General features: G+C 63.0%; 10 protein-coding genes and 2 pseudogenes. 10 read left to right on the top strand and 2 right to left on the bottom strand.

The window, feature by feature from the left end:
* The first annotated feature begins 22 nt into the window (after positions 1–22).
* Both dnaN and gyrB read left to right on the top strand, forming a co-directional pair.
* Entirely contained in the window at positions 23–1,129 is a 1,107-nt protein-coding gene (gene dnaN, locus HK415_RS18895) for a DNA polymerase III subunit beta (RefSeq protein ID WP_171561973.1), read from the top strand.
* A 225-nt stretch (positions 1,130–1,354) separates the two neighbouring features.
* Positions 1,355–3,897: pseudogene (gene gyrB, locus HK415_RS18890) on the top strand (DNA topoisomerase (ATP-hydrolyzing) subunit B).
* A 269-nt stretch (positions 3,898–4,166) separates the two neighbouring features.
* Here the strand turns inward: gyrB and HK415_RS18885 are convergent.
* Positions 4,167–4,859, bottom strand: coding sequence for a hypothetical protein (locus HK415_RS18885; RefSeq protein WP_171561971.1), 693 nt, complete (start codon positions 4,857–4,859; stop codon positions 4,167–4,169).
* 564 nt (positions 4,860–5,423) lie between these two features.
* On the bottom strand, positions 5,424–6,203 hold the full coding sequence (locus HK415_RS18880) for an HNH endonuclease (protein WP_171561968.1): 780 nt from the start codon (positions 6,201–6,203) through the stop codon (positions 5,424–5,426).
* Positions 6,204–6,855: 652 nt separating this feature from the next.
* Here HK415_RS18880 and HK415_RS25500 point away from each other — a divergent pair.
* The 8 genes and pseudogenes from HK415_RS25500 to HK415_RS18845 all read left to right on the top strand — a co-directional run bounded on the left by HK415_RS25500 (position 6,856) and on the right by HK415_RS18845 (position 16,781).
* Positions 6,856–7,605, top strand: a complete 750-nt coding sequence (locus HK415_RS25500) for a hypothetical protein (protein WP_253261950.1) — start codon at positions 6,856–6,858, stop codon at positions 7,603–7,605.
* Complete coding sequence (dpdE, locus tag HK415_RS18875) at positions 7,506–10,127, top strand: protein DpdE (RefSeq protein ID WP_309246861.1); 2,622 nt, start codon at positions 7,506–7,508, stop codon at positions 10,125–10,127. Before HK415_RS25500 ends, dpdE begins: the two co-directional genes overlap by 100 nt.
* Positions 10,124–11,308: a DEAD/DEAH box helicase gene (locus HK415_RS18870; protein ID WP_171561959.1), complete on the top strand. Its 1,185-nt coding sequence runs from the start codon at positions 10,124–10,126 to the stop codon at positions 11,306–11,308. Before dpdE ends, HK415_RS18870 begins: the two co-directional genes overlap by 4 nt.
* Positions 11,263–12,681: a helicase-related protein gene (locus HK415_RS18865; RefSeq protein ID WP_171561957.1), complete on the top strand. Its 1,419-nt coding sequence runs from the start codon at positions 11,263–11,265 to the stop codon at positions 12,679–12,681. Before HK415_RS18870 ends, HK415_RS18865 begins: the two co-directional genes overlap by 46 nt.
* Positions 12,678–13,586: a protein DpdG gene (gene dpdG, locus HK415_RS18860; protein ID WP_171561955.1), complete on the top strand. Its 909-nt coding sequence runs from the start codon at positions 12,678–12,680 to the stop codon at positions 13,584–13,586. The genes HK415_RS18865 and dpdG overlap by 4 nt, the downstream gene beginning before the upstream one ends.
* A pseudogene (locus HK415_RS27265) lies at positions 13,583–14,008 on the top strand (AAA family ATPase); the annotation flags it as partial. The gene dpdG and the pseudogene HK415_RS27265, both read left to right, overlap by 4 nt.
* Positions 14,009–14,082: 74 nt before the next feature.
* Positions 14,083–16,623 carry a protein DpdH gene (gene dpdH / locus HK415_RS18850; RefSeq protein WP_309246753.1) on the top strand — a complete coding sequence of 847 codons (2,541 nt, stop codon included), beginning with the start codon at positions 14,083–14,085 and terminating at the stop codon, positions 16,621–16,623.
* Complete coding sequence (locus HK415_RS18845; protein ID WP_171561948.1) at positions 16,620–16,781, top strand: hypothetical protein; 162 nt, start codon at positions 16,620–16,622, stop codon at positions 16,779–16,781. The genes dpdH and HK415_RS18845 overlap by 4 nt, the downstream gene beginning before the upstream one ends.
* Positions 16,782–16,877: the final 96 nt, after the last annotated feature.

Genomic DNA, 16,877 nt, shown 5'->3' with positions numbered 1-16,877 from the left:
CGGAAATCACAAAGAGGAAGACATGATTGTCCTGAAGGCAACGCAAGAAAAACTGCTTTCGGTCCTGCAGTCGGTGGCAGGCATCGTGGAGAAGCGTCATACGTTGCCGATCCTGGCGAATGTGCTGGTGCGCAAGACCGGCAACAACGTGCAGTTCACCACCAGCGACCTGGAAATCCAGATCCGCACCACGGCCGACATGGACGGCGACACCGGCAACTTCACCACCACGGTGGGCGCGCGCAAGCTGATCGACATCCTGCGCACCATGCCGGGCGACCAGACGGTGAGCCTGGAGTCCAGCCAGAACAAGCTGATCATGAAGGGCGGCAAGTCGCGCTTCACGCTGCAGACGCTGCCGGCCGAGGACTTCCCGCTGGTGCAGGAAGCCCCCAGCTTCGGCCCCAAGTTCAACGTGCCGCAGAAAGCGCTCAAGGACCTGCTGAACCAGGTCTCCTTCGCGATGGCGGTGCACGACATCCGCTACTACCTCAATGGCATCCTGTTCGTGGCCGAGGGCAAGCAGCTGTCGCTGGTGGCCACCGACGGCCACCGCCTGGCCTTCGCCAGCGCGATGCTCGACGTCGAAGTGCCGCGCCAGGAAGTGATCCTGCCGCGCAAGACGGTGCTGGAGCTGCAGCGCCTGCTGTCCGACGCCGAAGGCGCGATCGAGATGCAGTTCGCCAACAACCAGGCCAAGTTCGCCTTCGGCGGCATGGAGTTCGTGACCAAGCTGGTCGAGGGCAAGTTCCCCGACTACAACCGCGTCATCCCCAAGAACCACAAGAACTCGGTGACCCTGGGCCGCGCGCCGCTGCTGGCCAGCCTGCAGCGCACCGCCATCCTGACCAGCGAGAAGTTCAAGGGCGTGCGCCTGAACCTGGAGCCCGGCACGCTGCGCGTGGCGAGCAACAACGCCGAGCAGGAAGAGGCCGTGGACGAACTCGACATCGACTACGGCGGCGACGCCATCGAGATCGGCTTCAACGTCACCTACCTGATCGACGCCCTGGCCAACATGGACCAGGACATGGTGAAGATCGAACTGGCGGACGCCAACAGCTCCGCGCTGCTGACGATCCCGGAGAACGCGAGCTTCAAGTACGTGGTGATGCCGATGCGCATCTAGCGGCGCGCCGCCGCTCGTAGGCTGGGGTGACGCAGGAACCCCAGCGATGCGCGAAAGCGCTGGGGTTCGCGAAGCTCACCGCCAGCCTACGAAGACCAGGAGCCCGCCGCCGACGGCGGGTTCCGTGTTTAGAGAGTTTCACAAAGCAGGTTATGGCCCAAGATCACACCCCCGGCACCCCAGCCCGATGGCGAAGCCCCGAAGTTCACCGCGACCGGCGCGCCCGTGCCCAGCGGGGATGCCTATGGCGCCAGCTCCATCCAGATCCTGGAAGGCCTGGAGGCGGTGCGCAAGCGCCCGGGCATGTACATCGGCGACACGTCCGACGGCACCGGCCTGCACCACCTGGTGTTCGAGGTGGTCGACAACTCCATCGACGAGGCGCTGGCCGGGCACTGCGACGACATCGTCGTCACCATCCACACCGACAACTCGATCTCGGTCACCGACAACGGCCGCGGCATCCCCACCGGCATCAAGTGGGACGACAAGCACGAGCCCAAGCGCAGCGCCACCGAGATCGCGCTGACCGAGCTGCACGCCGGCGGCAAGTTCAACCAGAACAGCTACAAGGTCTCCGGCGGCCTGCACGGCGTGGGCGTGAGCTGCGTGAACGCCCTGTCCTCCATGCTGCGCGTGGTGGTGCGGCGCGAAGGCAAGGTGCACGAGCTGGAGTTCAGCAAGGGCTTCGTGGTCAAGAGCGGCGAGGTGCATGAGGAAGCCGGCCCCAACGGCGAGAAGACGCTGATCCGCCCCATGAGCATCCTGGGCGACACCGACAAGCGCGGCACCGAAGTGCACTTCCTGCCGGACACCGAGATCTTCAAGGAAAACAACGATTTCCACTACGAGATCCTGGCCAAGCGCCTGCGTGAACTCTCCTTCCTGAACAACGGCGTGCGCATCCGCCTGCTGGACGAGCGCACCGGCAAGGAAGACGACTTCGCCGGCGCCGGCGGCGTCAAGGGCTTCGTCGAATACGTCAACAAGGGCAAGCAGGTGCTCCACCCCAACGCCTTCACGGCCATGGGCGAAAGCAAGAGCGACCAGGGCACCATGATCGGCGTCGAGGTCGCGATGCAGTGGAACAGCGGCTACAACGAGCAGGTCCTCTGCTTCACCAACAACATCCCGCAGCGCGACGGCGGCACCCACCTGACGGGCCTGCGCGCGGCGATGACGCGCGTCATCAACAAGTACATCGAGGACAACGAGCTGGCCAAGAAGGCCAAGGTGGAGATCTCGGGCGAGGACATGCGCGAAGGCCTGACCTGCGTGCTGTCGGTGAAGGTGCCCGAGCCCAAGTTCTCCAGCCAGACCAAGGACAAGCTGGTGTCCAGCGAAGTGCGCGGCCCGGTGGAAGACGTGGTGGCCAACAAGCTCAACGACTTCCTGCAGGAACGCCCCAACGACGCCAAGATCATCGTCGGCAAGATCGTTGAGGCCGCGCGCGCCCGCGAAGCAGCGCGCAAGGCGCGCGAGATGACGCGCCGCAAGGGCGTGCTGGACGGCATGGGGCTGCCGGGCAAGCTGGCGGACTGCCAGGAGAAGGACCCGGCGCTGTGCGAGATCTACATCGTCGAGGGCGACTCCGCCGGCGGCTCCGCCAAGCAGGGCCGCGACCGGAAGTTCCAGGCCATCCTGCCGCTGCGCGGCAAGATCCTGAACGTGGAGAAGGCGCGCTACGAGAAGCTGCTGACGTCCAATGAGATCGTCACGCTGATCACCGCGCTCGGTACCGGCATCGGCAAGGCGGCGGTGGAAAGCGGCAAGAGCGGCGTGGACGACTTCGACGTCGCCAAGCTGCGCTACCACCGCATCATCATCATGACCGACGCCGACGTGGACGGCGCGCACATCCGCACGCTGCTGCTCACCTTCTTCTACCGACAGATGCCCGAGCTGGTCGAGCGCGGCCACATCTACATCGCGCAGCCGCCACTGTACAAGGTGAAGGCGGGCAAGGAGGAGCTGTACCTGAAGGACGGCAGCGAGCTCGACATCTTCCTGCTGCGCATCGCCCTGAACCACGCCAAGGTGGAAACCGGCGGCCCGGACAACCGCGTGCTGGACGGCGACACGCTGGCGGAACTGGCGCGCAAGCACCAGGTGGCCGAAAGCGTGATCAACCGCCTCTCCGGCTTCATGGACGCCGAGGCCCTGCGCGCCATCGCCGACGGCGTGCAGCTGAACCTGGACACCGTGGCCGACGCCGAGAAGAGCGCGATCGCGCTGCAGGCCAAGCTGCAGGAGATCGACCGGCTGACGAATGCCGCGCCGGCGGAAGTGGCGGGCGAGTTCGATGCGCGCACCGACAAGCCGATCCTGCGGATTTCGCGGCGGCATCACGGGAACATCAAGTCGAGCGTGATCACGCAGGACTTCGTGCATGGCGCCGACTACAAGGCGCTGGCCGAGGCGGCGGATACCTTCCGCGGGCTGCTGAATGAAGGCGCGCGCGTGATTCGCGGCGAAGGCGAGAAGGCGCGCGAGGAGCGCGTGAACGACTTCCGCCAAGCGATGAAGTGGCTGATCTCCGAGGCCGAGCGGTCCACGGCCCGCCAGCGCTACAAGGGGCTGGGGAGATGAATCCCGAGCAGCTGTGGGAGACGACGATGGATCCCGCGGTGCGGCGCCTGCTAAGGGTGCAGATCGATGATGCGATCGAGGCGGATCGGGTGTTCACGATGCTGATGGGGGATGAGGTGGAGCCGCGAAGGGATTTCATTGAGTCGAATGCGTTGAGAGCGGCGAATATTGACGTCTGACCTTCTCGTTCTCGCGGGCAGGAAGAAGGGCGCCGAAGGCGCCCTTCTTCATTGCGCATCTGCCGTTAGGAGCTACTCATCATCCTCAAGGTTCCCGGCGACGTAGAGCTGTCGCGAAGCAACGTGCCGTCGACCTAGTAGATGCGGGGACAGTTGCGGCCGGCGCTTCTCCGGCCGAGGATGGCGGATGAACCTGTTCATCACGAGCTTCTCGGAACGTCGACTGAGGGGCGAATCTGCTGTTCAAAAATCATCGGTTCGAATACCGGTCAGGAGTTCGTCGAACGGCGGACGATCTTCTTGGCCGCAGCAACCTTCTTCGCAGCGGATTTCTTTGCTGAAGTCCTATGCAAACGCTTGGCCTCCGGGGCACTCTCTTCCACGGCCGCCGGGTCGACGAGTGAGACCCGCTCGTACCAGGGGCGGCCGTAGCGCACATTAGAGTCAATTACCCCCAGGGCTTCTTGCACGCTTTGTCTGCCGGAGGACGTGTCAAGCTCCTTTAGCTTCCACTCTGTTTGCCAGAATTCTGATGGAATGCGCGAGACAACTCGTTCCACCACCTTTCCGAGCACAGCGATGGAGCTGTAATCAACGGGCTCGTCCTCCATGCGTTGCTTGGCGACCATTGTCTCGAGGATGAACGCGGTGAGGGATACGATTGAAACGTTCATGAGCAAACGGCTATCTGGATATTTGCTCCACACCTTCGCGGGGTACACCTCCTTGATCTTCTGCCAGATGGCCAGGAAGACGTCGCGCTCTAGATCCTCTATACCTAGCAACGCACCACGATCCCGTACTTCGGCCACAGCACCCTCTATCGCCCTTGTCTGCACAATTCCGTGCGGGTTCGTTGGAAGAACAAGGAGACGCTCAAACGGCGCAGTGCTATTGACCGTAAGTAGGTCGTCGTATTTACCCTCTTTCATACCGAGAGTGACTCCAGCGCTTTCCAGCAATCGCGCATTGAGTTTGTCCTTGTCGAAATGAAGATTGAGGGCCTGAATATGATCCCTTGGAACTTTCGTGGCACTGTTATTGATGACGACGAACTGAAACGCGCGCTCCAGATCATCCCCCCTATGATCCCCACTATGTTGATGTGCAACTGAGGGTTGAACTCTTCGACGCCGTACACACGGTGCTGACCATCGATTATTAGACCCGGTTTAGCGGCTGTCGGCCTGACCGTGATGGTAAGACTGCCGTGCTCCCCCCACCTTCCGGATCTTCCTTACCCCGGAACGTTATTGCGTCCTCGTCGAGTGCGACAATGACTGAGGTTGGAATGCTATTGTGCGGATCGGCGCCCAAAAACCTATCAACTTTGCGCACCTTCAATTCACGTAGGGGTCGTTGTGCTCCAGTTGTGTTCGTATCTGAAAGTCGATCAACTTCTGCCCACCTGAGCACATCGCGCGCCGGCGCATGGAAGAGCACGAAGGGATTGGAATTCTTCCCACGCTGTCGATGCAGGAGGGCTGGATAGCTGAAGGTGATTTTTGCTCGCTTTGCTGTACTCATCATGCGCCCGCCATTTGCATCGTCTCCATGAAGACATAGCCACGCCGATGCTCTAAAGGCACGTTTGGCGCAACCGGTTGCGCGGTTTTTGCGGCGCTCTTCAGGGTACGCAGTCTTCCATCGTTCATCGCGGCCTTCATCAGCGTAGCCCATGCCAAGGGGATACGCCAAGTCTCCGGTAACGTCACTCCCTTGTCGGCCACGTGATACGCTGCAATGGGCGCGAGCGCCCAAGTTGCCATGTGCCTCTTCTTCTCATTGCAATCTTTGCACGCTGGCATCAGATTACCCTCAGCGCTTTCACCGCCAAGTGACAGTGGCCAGAGATGGTCGAGCGAACGGTGGTCGCGTTGATTAGGATGCAGTTTCTGCAGCGGAATTGCGCAAATGTAGCAGCGGGACGCTTCCTCGGAATATATCCCGTTGGCCAAACCCACTGGGATTCCCTTCGCGTCTTCAATGATCCTTCCTGCAAGTAGAGCCGACTCAAGGAAAGCCCGGTCTTGGCAGAGCTCAGCAGGAAGGTCCACTTCCGACCTCAAGCGCTTGCCCAGTGCTGCAGATTCCAGGTGGCGGGCGTCCTGGGCGAGTTGTTTAGCGACTCGCATGGATCGGTAGAACACTTCCAGAGTTGCGGCGAGTTTGGTGAACACTCTAAACCGCTCTTCGGACACAAGGTAATCCAGTCCGCCTCGCCGCCCTACCTCGATGTCCTCTGCTACGACCGTGTACATCCGCAGGAAGGCATGCTCACCGTACGTTGCCGGCTTCCACAGCATCTTGGGTTCTCCTTGCGAGCATTGTTCTTGTTGGCCGCGCCTACCCAGCCGCGAGCTATCTTATCTCCGCCTGCAGTACTCCAGTTGGTTGCCGAGATAACGAGCACGCGTTCCGCCAATGGAGAGTCAGCACCCAGCGGCCCTATAGGCTTTTCGGACGACCCCGGCGCGCGGTCAGGATTGATCCACTGCTCATGCAACTCTCGCGGGCGTGGATCAGGCGCCCGGGCCCGGGTAATACTTTGGGCAAGCAGGGCATCGTACTCGGAGAAGTCGTCGCACTCGAGCGTTCTGGGCCAGGCGTGCGCGCCAAAGTAGGCGAAGACCGTCACTCTGCCCGCAGTCGCGGCTCTTGGCGAGTCGCATCGCATCCCGCCGATAGTCGGAGGTCGTTAGGTACCGCCGATCTGGACGACGGAAGTTCATCGTTACGACGGGCATGGGCCCGCGAGGGATTCGCCGCGCTTCCTCCACGTCTAGACTCCACAAAGCAGTGAGCACATTCAGCCGTGTGTACGCCCGCGTCTGTGCCTGGACCTGCCATTCACCCTAGCAAGAGCTTTCCTGAGCCGCTATAAGATAGCCCGACAACCTGCTTCTTGGCAGGCTGCAAGCCAGAGGGGCTGTATTAATGGCAAAGGCGGGGCAGACAATGGTCGGCGAGTTCGTACGCGTCCGCCAGGCACCTTGGGTTCACTTTGGTATCGGCAAACTCGTCAGCACCGAAGCAGACACCGGAGTGGTCCGCTTCTTTGACCACCCGTACGACGCTGAACCTACGCAGCTGCGGATCCCCCTCCCGCAGATTGAATCGGTTCATTTACCTCCACAGGCCCGGATTTACAGGCTAGACGAAGCGACCTCGAGATGGCAGGTCGGCCGGGTTCTGGACGGCGAGGGCAGCAACCTGCTCGTTCAGTTTCCCAACAAGAAGATTGCGAACGTACCTGCTTCCGAACTGGAGATCCGTTGGCGTCGGCCGATCAGCAATCTGGTGAGTTTCCTGGTGCGGCAGGTGACCGAAACGCCGCGTTTTTCGGATGCGCGCAGCCTATTCATGAAGGAGGTCACGCGCCAGCGGGCAGCCAGCTTGGGCATGAGCGCACTCCTGTCCTCCAGCATCCAACTCACCGACTACCAGTACAAGGTCATTAAGCGCGTCCTGCAGGACCCCGTCCAGCGGTACCTGCTCGCTGACGAAGTCGGACTTGGGAAAACCATTGAGGCTGGCGTCCTGATCCGGCAGTTCGTCTTGGACAACCCCGGACGGCCAGCGTGCTGGTGGTCGCCCCGGCCTCGCTGGTGGACCAGTGGCGTGCCGAGCTTATTCGGAAGTTCAATCTGGACGCATGGATGGACGAGTCAGTGCGCGTCCTTGCCTCCGACGACCTTCGCGAACTGAAGAAGAGCATCGCAGAGGCGGGGATGCTTGTGATCGATGAGGCCCACCACCTGTCTACCGACAAGGACGAGAACGGGGTCTCACTGTTCGGCCTAGTCAGCCAATACGCGCCTTCCGTGGCCGCCATGCTTCTGTTATCCGCCACCCCGGCCCTCACGGATACCCAGGGTTTCCTGAAGATGCTTCATTTATTGGACCCTGTGGCATTTCCCCTGGACGATCTCGATGGGTTCAGGCGACGGATCGAGTCCCGCCAACTCATCGCGGAGTTGGTCGCGCGCCTAATTCCGGAGAACGCGCTGGTGATGGAAGATGACCTGGACCGATTGGTGGTCGCTTTCAAGGATGACGCACTTCTCCAGTCCCGGGTGGAACGCCTGAGGCCGATCGTCCAGCAACTGCCCGAGGAGGACGACGAGGAATTCGTTGACGCACTCGAGGCAGTGCGACTGCATATTGCAGAAACCTACAAGCTGCACCGCCGCATTCTGCGGAACCGCCGCCGGTCCTTTCCGTGGGCAACCCCAAAGAGGTCAGGGTTGCGGCGTGTCGCGTACGCCTGCGACCTCCAGAGGCAACGCCATGTGGCCATTGAGGAATTACGCCTGATGCTGGTCAACGAGGCAGTGAACGACTCCCTGGATCGGTTCGTACTGCAACACGCCATCCAGCCAACCCGAGAGGACTCGCTCGAGCAGGTCTTGCGGTCCCAACCTGGCGCCATGCTGGAGCACTTGGTCCAGGCATCACGCGTCGATGCACTGTCGAAGCAATCGCGAGAGCGGGAAACGCGACTCAAGGCCCTGAGCAACGAGATCCTGTCGCAGTTGCAGGCAGTTCAAGTCCAGGTGACCGTGTTCTGCGACAGACCCCAGATCGCGGACGAGGTGTTTGAATCCCTTCAGGCTCTCCTGAGGAACCAAGTGGTTCGGCACCGCGTGCGCCACCGAGACGAGTTCGACGACCTCGATCCCGATCGCGGCAGGCTGGAGTCGGACGATTGGCGCCGCTTCATGCGCGAACCCGAAGGCTGCCGCGTACTCGTGTGCGATCAGACGGCGGAGGAAGGCCTGAACCTGCATGGCGGACGCAAGGTCGTCATCCACTTCGACTTCCCGGCGTCCCCCAATCGAGTCGAGCAGCGCATGGGCCGCTTCGACCGCTTCGGCAGCGGCAACGCTATCGAATCGGTAGCCATCGTCTGCTCGGACGACCCGGACGAGATGGCTTGGGTGGACTGCCTGGAGCGCGGGTTCGAGGTGTTCGCGCAGTCAGTCGCCAGCTTGCAGTACCTTGTGGACGAGGTCATGCAGTCGCTTCCGCAGCAGTGGATGGGACTTGGCACCACGGCGTTCGTCGAACTCGAGGACGCGCTGGCGGGTCCGGACGGGCGGATGTCTCGAGAGCGACGCCGCATCGACCAGCAGGACACCCTAGACTCACTTGGTGCCAAGTCCGACGACAGCTACGAGGAATTGGAGGCCGTGGATCATGACTGGGGGCCTTGGGGCAGGGCCTTCCGTGAATTGGCCGAGAAGACGCTGCTGCTCGGGCGGGTAACCCTGCCATGGAAGGGCACCCTGCCGTCGGGTGAGGAGGTCTTCCGCACCCGGTATTCGAACGGTGGCGCCGCACCCACGCTGTTCCCTTTGTCCGTTTTCGTGACGGACTTTGTTGGAACCCTGGACACCGAAGCCCCAGGGGCCAGTTCCCGCAACCTACTGTCCTACCCCTATTCGCTTCGCCGCAATACGGCCCTCTCCAAGGACGGTCAAGCCAAACGCGTGCGTCCCCTGCGCTTCGGAGACCCGTTGGTGGAGGCGCTGCTTTCGTTCTGCCAAACCGACGATCGCGGGCGAGTTTTCGCCGTATGGCGGCACTGGCCAGATTATTGCGCCGTCGACGCTTGCGGCAATGACCTGTTCTTCCGCTTTGACTTCCTCGTGGAGGCCGACCTCGGAGAGGGAGATCCCACCCGCGGCGCCGCTGGCATCACATCCGATCGGGCTCTACGCCGCCGCGTTGATGGGTGCTTCGCGCCGCAGTTCGTCACCGCCTGGATCGGGGTGGACCGCAGGGCCGTAGCGCAACCGCCCGACCATCTCACCACGGCCTACCGGCCCAAACCGGCGTTTACCGAGACCGGGCAGGACTTCAACCTTAACTCAGGACGATGGCAACAATTGTCGACGCGCGAGGACGTGCCGTGGCTGCAGGACTGGGAGCGGGTGTGCCAGCAGGCTAGTGAGGACGCGCTGGCCCATGTTCGCGATCTCGGCACCGTACAGGACCAGATTGCGAGGGCCACGCGCCTGCTCAACGAGCAACTGCAGACGCGGGTGGCCTATCTGCAGAACCGAATCGCACGCCTTTCCAGTTTTGCCCGACAGGCAGAGGAGGCGGAACTGATAGCGGAACTGGATCGACACGAGCGCCTGATGATCGCCGTCACACGCCCCCGGTTCCACCTAGACGTCGTAGGTGCAGTGTTCGTGTCCCCTCATTCCTTCGAAACTGAATGACGCAGGACTTCGACCTCGCGAGTCTGCTCGAGGCTATGGCCGATTGGCCCGCGGTCCCGATTCCTGATCGAAAAGCGGTGGACCCAATCTTGGATCGCATCCGCCAAGTCCTGACTCGCCTACGGGCTGGGCCGGACGCAACCTGCATGTCGGATCTCATGCCCCTATTGCGGCAGGCATCGCTCGGTCATGCGGCCTCGCGGGAAGCAGGTACACGCATGCGCGTGCCTGCTGCCCGAGGTTGGCCAACCGCCACCCAGTGGCGCGCTGAGGGATTCGAGGCCCAGGACAACGGCGACTGGCTCGTCATCCGGGCCATACCGCCGCGACTGACATTCCTCGGATCGCAGGCCGACCTCTTGGACGAAGTCTTCGGCCAGGTGCATGCCCGCAGCGACACGCGCATCAATGCCGATCCAGTCTTCGAGCGGTTGCTGGGGCTGCCCACCTACACCGGCCACGGGCAGCGCGAGGCTGTGCGGGCTCTGGTCCAACTGCCATTGGGCGAAATCCTGATCGCCAACCTGCCTACAGGCAGCGGCAAGAGCGTCCTGGCGCAACTGCCGCCCCTGCTCGCCGACCCCGGTTGCATCACCGTCGCGATCGTTCCGACCGTGGCTCTGGCAATCGACCAGGCCGAGCGTATGCGGTCCATTCTGCTGGCCCACGACCCGCATGCCTCCCTGCCGCCTCTGGCCTACCACGCCGGTCTGAAGGAAGACCAGCGGCGGGAAGTGTGGCAAGCCATCCGCGATGGCCGGCAGCGAGTCCTGTTCCTGTCGCCCGAGCATGCCACCTCGACGCTGCGAGCGCCTCTGGAGGACGCCGCCCGGGCAGGCCGGGTCTCCCACGTGGTGGTTGACGAGGCGCACTTGGTGATTGGCTGGGGCAACGGTTTCCGGCCTGCCTTTCAGTTGCTGCCGGCATTGATCCGCAGCCTTCAGCGACTGGCCCCCGGGTCGACTCTGCGTCTTGTGCTGGCCTCGGCAACCCTGACTGCGGCGACCATCGACGCACTCAAACACCTTTTTCCGCAGGCCAGCGCGTCCATTTGGTGGCAGGGGTCTACCTGCGGCCCGAGCCGCGCTACGCGTTTTCTCGTGCAGATACCGAGGCGGCGAGGCAGCAGCAGGTCATGGAAACCGTACGCTTTGCTCCGCGCCCGTTCATCCTGTATGTGACGCGCCCTGACGAGGCCGAACGCTGGGCAGGCCTGTTGCGCAACGCGGGCTATTCCCGACTGGCCACCTTCACTGGAAAGACGAGTGCGCTGGAACGCGAGAAATTGCTCAACCAGTGGAAGGGAAACGAACTCGACGCAATGGTGGCGACCTCCGCCTTCGGGCTGGGCGTCGACAAGGGTGACGTGCGCACCATCATCCATTCCACCCTGCCGGAATCGCTGGACCGCTACTACCAAGAGGTGGGGCGCTCAGGCCGGGACGGCTTGGCGAGCGCCAGCATCCTCGTCTACACAGACGAGGACATGGGGCAGGCCCGGCGCATGGCCATCAGCAAGGTGGCCCGCGAAAGAACCGCCTTCGAACGATGGCGCCTCATGATCCAGCAGGCGCAGCACGATCCGCATCAAACTGATGTGTACTGGCTCAACCTTGAACGCCTGCCCGCTCGCTTGGTGCAGAACTCCGATGCAAGTGCCGAATGGAACATCAAGACGCTGATCCTGATGGCCCGGGCGGAAATGCTGGAGTTGGTGGCCCTTACCAAAGCCCGCGGGGATGAGAGCCCTCAGGAAGTAGTTTCGGAGGAGGACGCGCGGTTCGCAGCGGTACGACTGCTGCAGGACAACCTCCGCCAAGAAGAGGCCTTCCACGCAGCGCTGGCCGAAGGCCGCACACGGATACGAGAAGCGGGCCAAGCGGGTTTTCGGGCCCTGCTCTCGGTGGTCACCGGCCGCATGGAGATCTCCCAAGCCCTCCGGCAGACCTATTCAATCATGCGCGACGGCATTTGGTCACCCGTGGCGCAGTATTGCGGCGGCTGCCCCGCGCACTGGGGCGCTACCCGCTGGCAGAGCAGGCCAGTCGCGCCCGTGGTTCCGCGCCTGAACCACTTCAGCTTGCGAGAGCGCCACAAGCCCTGGACCTCTCGATGGCCGCTGGCCACCGACAACCTGCTCTTTATCTCGGTGCCTTCGAATGCGCACTATGCGGGCCGATGCCATGCGGTCCTGCGCGTGCTGATCCACGTGCTTCATCCCCACACCCTGGTCTTGGGGCCAGGAGTAGCCGCCGGCCTAGAGGAGTCTGTACTGAAGGGATCAGGCCAACCGCCGGCCACCTGGCCATTTGTCGAGGACCTCCGCGCTGGCGGCATGACGGGCCAGGCGACCGGAGAGAACGAGGTGCGGCTCACTGTCTGGGGACTTGGAACGGCTGTGCCGATCCCTGATGCTCTGTGGACGTCCCGTGCCGCCCTAGAGATACTGGTCATCCCCGACAACTTGGTGCACCCCGTCCATCCAGGCCGTCGCTTGATCGACACCACCCCTCACATCCATGCCGAAGAAGTCGTGAACGATCTTTCCAGATGAGCATACTCAACCTCGCCTCAGACGGATTACCTAATGTCCTGGTTGTTCTGTATGACGCGCTGGCGCGTAGCACGCGACCGGTTGCCCGCGACGAGCTCGTCGAGACCGTTGCCCCTAAGGGTGTGGCCAATGAGGACGGCAAGCAGGCTCGTCAGACGCTAGGGCGCTGGATCGAGCTGGGGCTTTTCATCGAGGGCAGCGAAGGCATCGAACTGGCGCAGCGTCCGCAACAACGACTGGACAAGGACATCGACCTCGTTGCCCAGGTCAGGACCGCCGCCCGCGCCCGCGCCCTGCACCCGGACAACAATGGGGACCTTTGGGCCACCGAGAGTTCCCGCGCAGCCGACTTCACAAAGTCGATTGCGTGGGTCCTGGCCCAAGACGTCTACCGTCCCCTGTATGCAAACTTGGAAGTGCTTGAACGCAGCCAATTGGTGGACGGAACGCCGCCACTCATGCAGAACAACACTCGCCGTTCCGGGTTAAAGGTTTGGGGGCAGTTCCTCGGCTTCCTTAGGCCCGTTCTCAAGCCGGAGATCGAAGTAGATCCGACGGTCGCGATCCGGGACGTGCTGCCAGACCTCCTCCAACCGGAGCAGAGCTCGCCCGTGGCGAGCTTCATCGATGAGCTTGCGATGAAGCTACCAGTTCTGGACGGCGGTGTCTGGCGGCGCGAGGTGCAGTCCCACCTGCGGCAGGAAGCCTTGCCGTCACTTGCCGAGGGGCAACTGTCGACCTCACTGTCGCGTGCATTGCTGAACCTGATGCGCAACGAGGAGATCTTTCTGGAGAACCGCGCGGACACCCGCTCCGGCGTTGTGTTCACTGGGCAAGCTGGTGTTCGCACCGACCTGCGATTCACCTGGATCCGTCGCGCGGACGCCCGGAGGGCCGCGGCATGAACCACTTGATCGACTTCTGGCCATCGCTCAAGGCGATCAATGACTGTATCCGCACGGAGGCTGAAACGGCGGACGATGCCGTCCTGCTGGCTGTCCACGAACCTATGCCGCTGAAGGTGCGCGAGGTCGGCACCGGCGCGGAGCAGGCAAGGACTGAGGGCGAGTTGTTGGACGCCTTCCTTGCGCCGGCGGATGACGGCAGCGCGGTTGTCGTCGCGATCACCGGTGACTCCGGCGTGGGCAAGTCCCACATGATCCGGTGGCTCCATGCCCAGCTGCAGCGGCACCTACAGCGCGACCGGCTCGTGATCGTATTGGTGCCCAAGACAGCCAGTCTGCGCCAGGTCGTCGAGCTCATGCTGGCTCCCTTGGAAGGAAAGGAGTTCGGGCGGTTGCGCCAAGAACTTGGGCGGGCCACTGACACGCTCAACCCCGAGACTGCCAGCCGAATGCTGGCCACTGCGCTGACCATAGAACTGAAGGCACGTGAGAAACAGTGGATCGCCGAGTTGAAGGCCGGCAACGCCAACGATCGGTCCCTACGCGAGCGCGCGCTCCATGCGCGCGGACTACAGACTGTCCTGTTTCAGGGGAGACCTTCGATCATTGGCTCCAACCGGTGCTGCTGCGGATCGTTGGCCAGGCACTCAATGGAGGCAGCGAATCATCTTCGGGCGATCCGCGGCGCTTCGTGCCCGGGGATCTCGCAGTGCCCGCGGATTTCGACGTCACCACAGTCTCCCGCGAGGCCCAAGTCTACATCCAGCATTTGCAGGGTAACGACGGCGCCGGCGCGTCGGTGGCGGCACGGGTGCTGCAAGACGAACTGGATGCTGCGCTCAGGAGCGTCTTCCGCTTCTCGGAGGCACTGGGCCAGCGCACGCTCGAGGAGATCGTGAACGACATCCGCGCCCGCCTCCTGCAGGACGGGAAGGAACTGATTCTGCTGATTGAGGATTTCGCGGCGCTCGCAGGCATCCAGGAAACTCTCCTGAGCCTCATGATCTCCGAGAGCGACCACGGGGGCCATCGTGTACGAGCGCCGCTGCGCACCGCGCTCGCCGTCACCGACGGCTTCCTGCCCAGTCGGCAGACCATCCTGACACGGGCCAAGCGCGAATGGGTGATCCCGAACATGGGTGCCTCCGAAGAGGAGGTAATCCAGCGCCTCACCCGTATGGCCGGCCGCTACCTCAACGCGGCGAGGTGGGGCGTTGAGGCTTTGCGCGAGCAGTTCCGGGACAGCCAGGAACAGGATCTCAACGCCTGGGTCAGACCCTTCAGGCTGGAACTGGAGGACCAGGAGCAGGAGCAACTGGAGGCCTTCGGCACCGAGAGCGGGCATCCTCTTTTTCCCCTGTCGCCACTGGCCGTTAGTGTGCTCGCGCGGCGCGAGATGACCGTCGACGGGAAATTGCTGTTCAACCCGCGCAAGTTCATAAACGCGGTGCTGCGCGACGTGTTGCTCAAGCGGGACGCGCAGCTAAACGGCCAATTCCCGCCGCCCAACTTCAAGGCCGCCACGCTCAAGACCAACGCGGATCTGGAGTTGCGCTCGCAGGGCCGCGATGCGGGCGTCCACGATCGATTGGTGCCATTACTGGCCTTCTGGGCCGGCGATCCGCGCAACCTCAGCGACCCGCCGGCAGTGGCACGGGGCGTGTTTGAGGCCTTTGGCCTGCCTTGGCCGTTCGGCGTCGCATCCGCGCCGCTGCCACCACCACCTCCTCCAACCGCAGGGGGCACTCATTCCCCGCCTGCCTCACCGCCGCCAGTACAGCAACTGGGCACCTCAGGCATGGAGCAGGACCTGGAAGCGTGGGCGACCGGCCCTTTGACGCAGACCCGGGCCAACCGGCTTCGCACCGTGCTAGCGACGGCTCTGGGCCAGCGCATGGACTGGAACTCGCTGCGTATGGCCTACGGTCAGATCAGGAAGGAGTTCTTCTGGCTGCCGTTTGCGCAGGTTGGCAACCCGACCTCCACTCCCAAGTTCGTGGTAGCGCCTGAAGTACGGCCCATCCCGGCCACCGTTCGGCGCGCGCTGGCTGCACTGGACCGGTGGGACGTCAACGGCAGCAACTGGGACTACCCCGTTGCCGAGGACGACTATGCCTATGCCCAGGCGCTCCTGGACCAACTGGAGCAGCAAGCCCGTGCCTACTTCGTGCAAAAGGCCGAGCGGGAGGCGGCCGTGCTGGGGCGCATCCTGCATCGGCAGGCACTCCTGTTGCGTCTGGCGAAGCGCGGGGATCCGGCCAAACCCCGGTTTGCCGAGATGCTCGCTGTTGCGGTGCCGATGCAGGCGAGCGAAGCGCTACGCGAAGTGCCCCACGTCGGGCAGGTCATCGCTCTCCAGGAAAGGGCCATCCAATCGCGCGAGGCGCTGCGCAAGCTCTATTTGGAGAAGGTCTGTTGCTTCCAGGGCGACGGGGCAACGCCGCATGCCATCGACAGCGTGCGGGCAGCGAAGGCATGGAAGGCCACGGAGGAAGGAGCGGAGACGGGTCAGCTTCGGTTCGACGACGTGTCCCTGGGCACCGCGATCGGCGAGTTGTCGGCGACGCGCCTGCAGTCGGTGGTAACGCGCCTTGGCAACGCCGTCAGGTCGCTCAGGCCCGGCGTGCTCGAGTTGGCAGGGCCCACCTTTGATGCCGGCGTCCCGGCCGCGCTAAACGCCGTGGTTTCTAGCGCGCGGAAGGCCGGCGTCCTTGCCAGCCAATGCACCAACATGGCGGAGATCGAGCGGTCAATCGCGTGGATGGAAACGCCCGATGCGAGAGAGTTTCTCCGAGCCCTTAGTGACTTCAGCGAGCCGGGCGCTGACGACACTCTACAGGCGCAGTTGACCACATGGGCCAAGGTGGACGTGGTCCTGCTCGGTACGGCAAACCATGCGCTCAATAGCGTCGCCGCTTTGGTCAAGGCCACGCAGAGGAACGCAACGGCGCAGTTGCGTGCCGAGGGCGGCGCGGATGTCGCCGAGAAGATGGGCCAGTTGATCAAGAACTTGCGTTCCCTGGGAGAAGCGCCATGAAGTTGATGGAATTGTGCAGCAGCCTGGAGTCGACGCTCGCGCAGTTGGAAACGGCTCGTCGGGGCGCCCAGGACGGCGAGGCCATCGAACATCGCATGCAGCAATGGAATGAAAACTGGGCGTCCTCAATGCGGCACGCCAGCGGGCCGACTGGCTGAATGTCGATTTATCACAGCTGGCGTCCTACCCGGAGCAGTTCACTCATACGCGGCAACTTGCGCATGAAGCGGCTCAGCGTCTCGAGCAGCGCGCGG

This window comes from Ramlibacter montanisoli (assembly GCF_013087525.1).
GTDB lineage: Bacteria > Pseudomonadota > Gammaproteobacteria > Burkholderiales > Burkholderiaceae_C > Ramlibacter > Ramlibacter montanisoli.
This window is presented reverse-complemented; position numbering and strand designations above follow the sequence as displayed.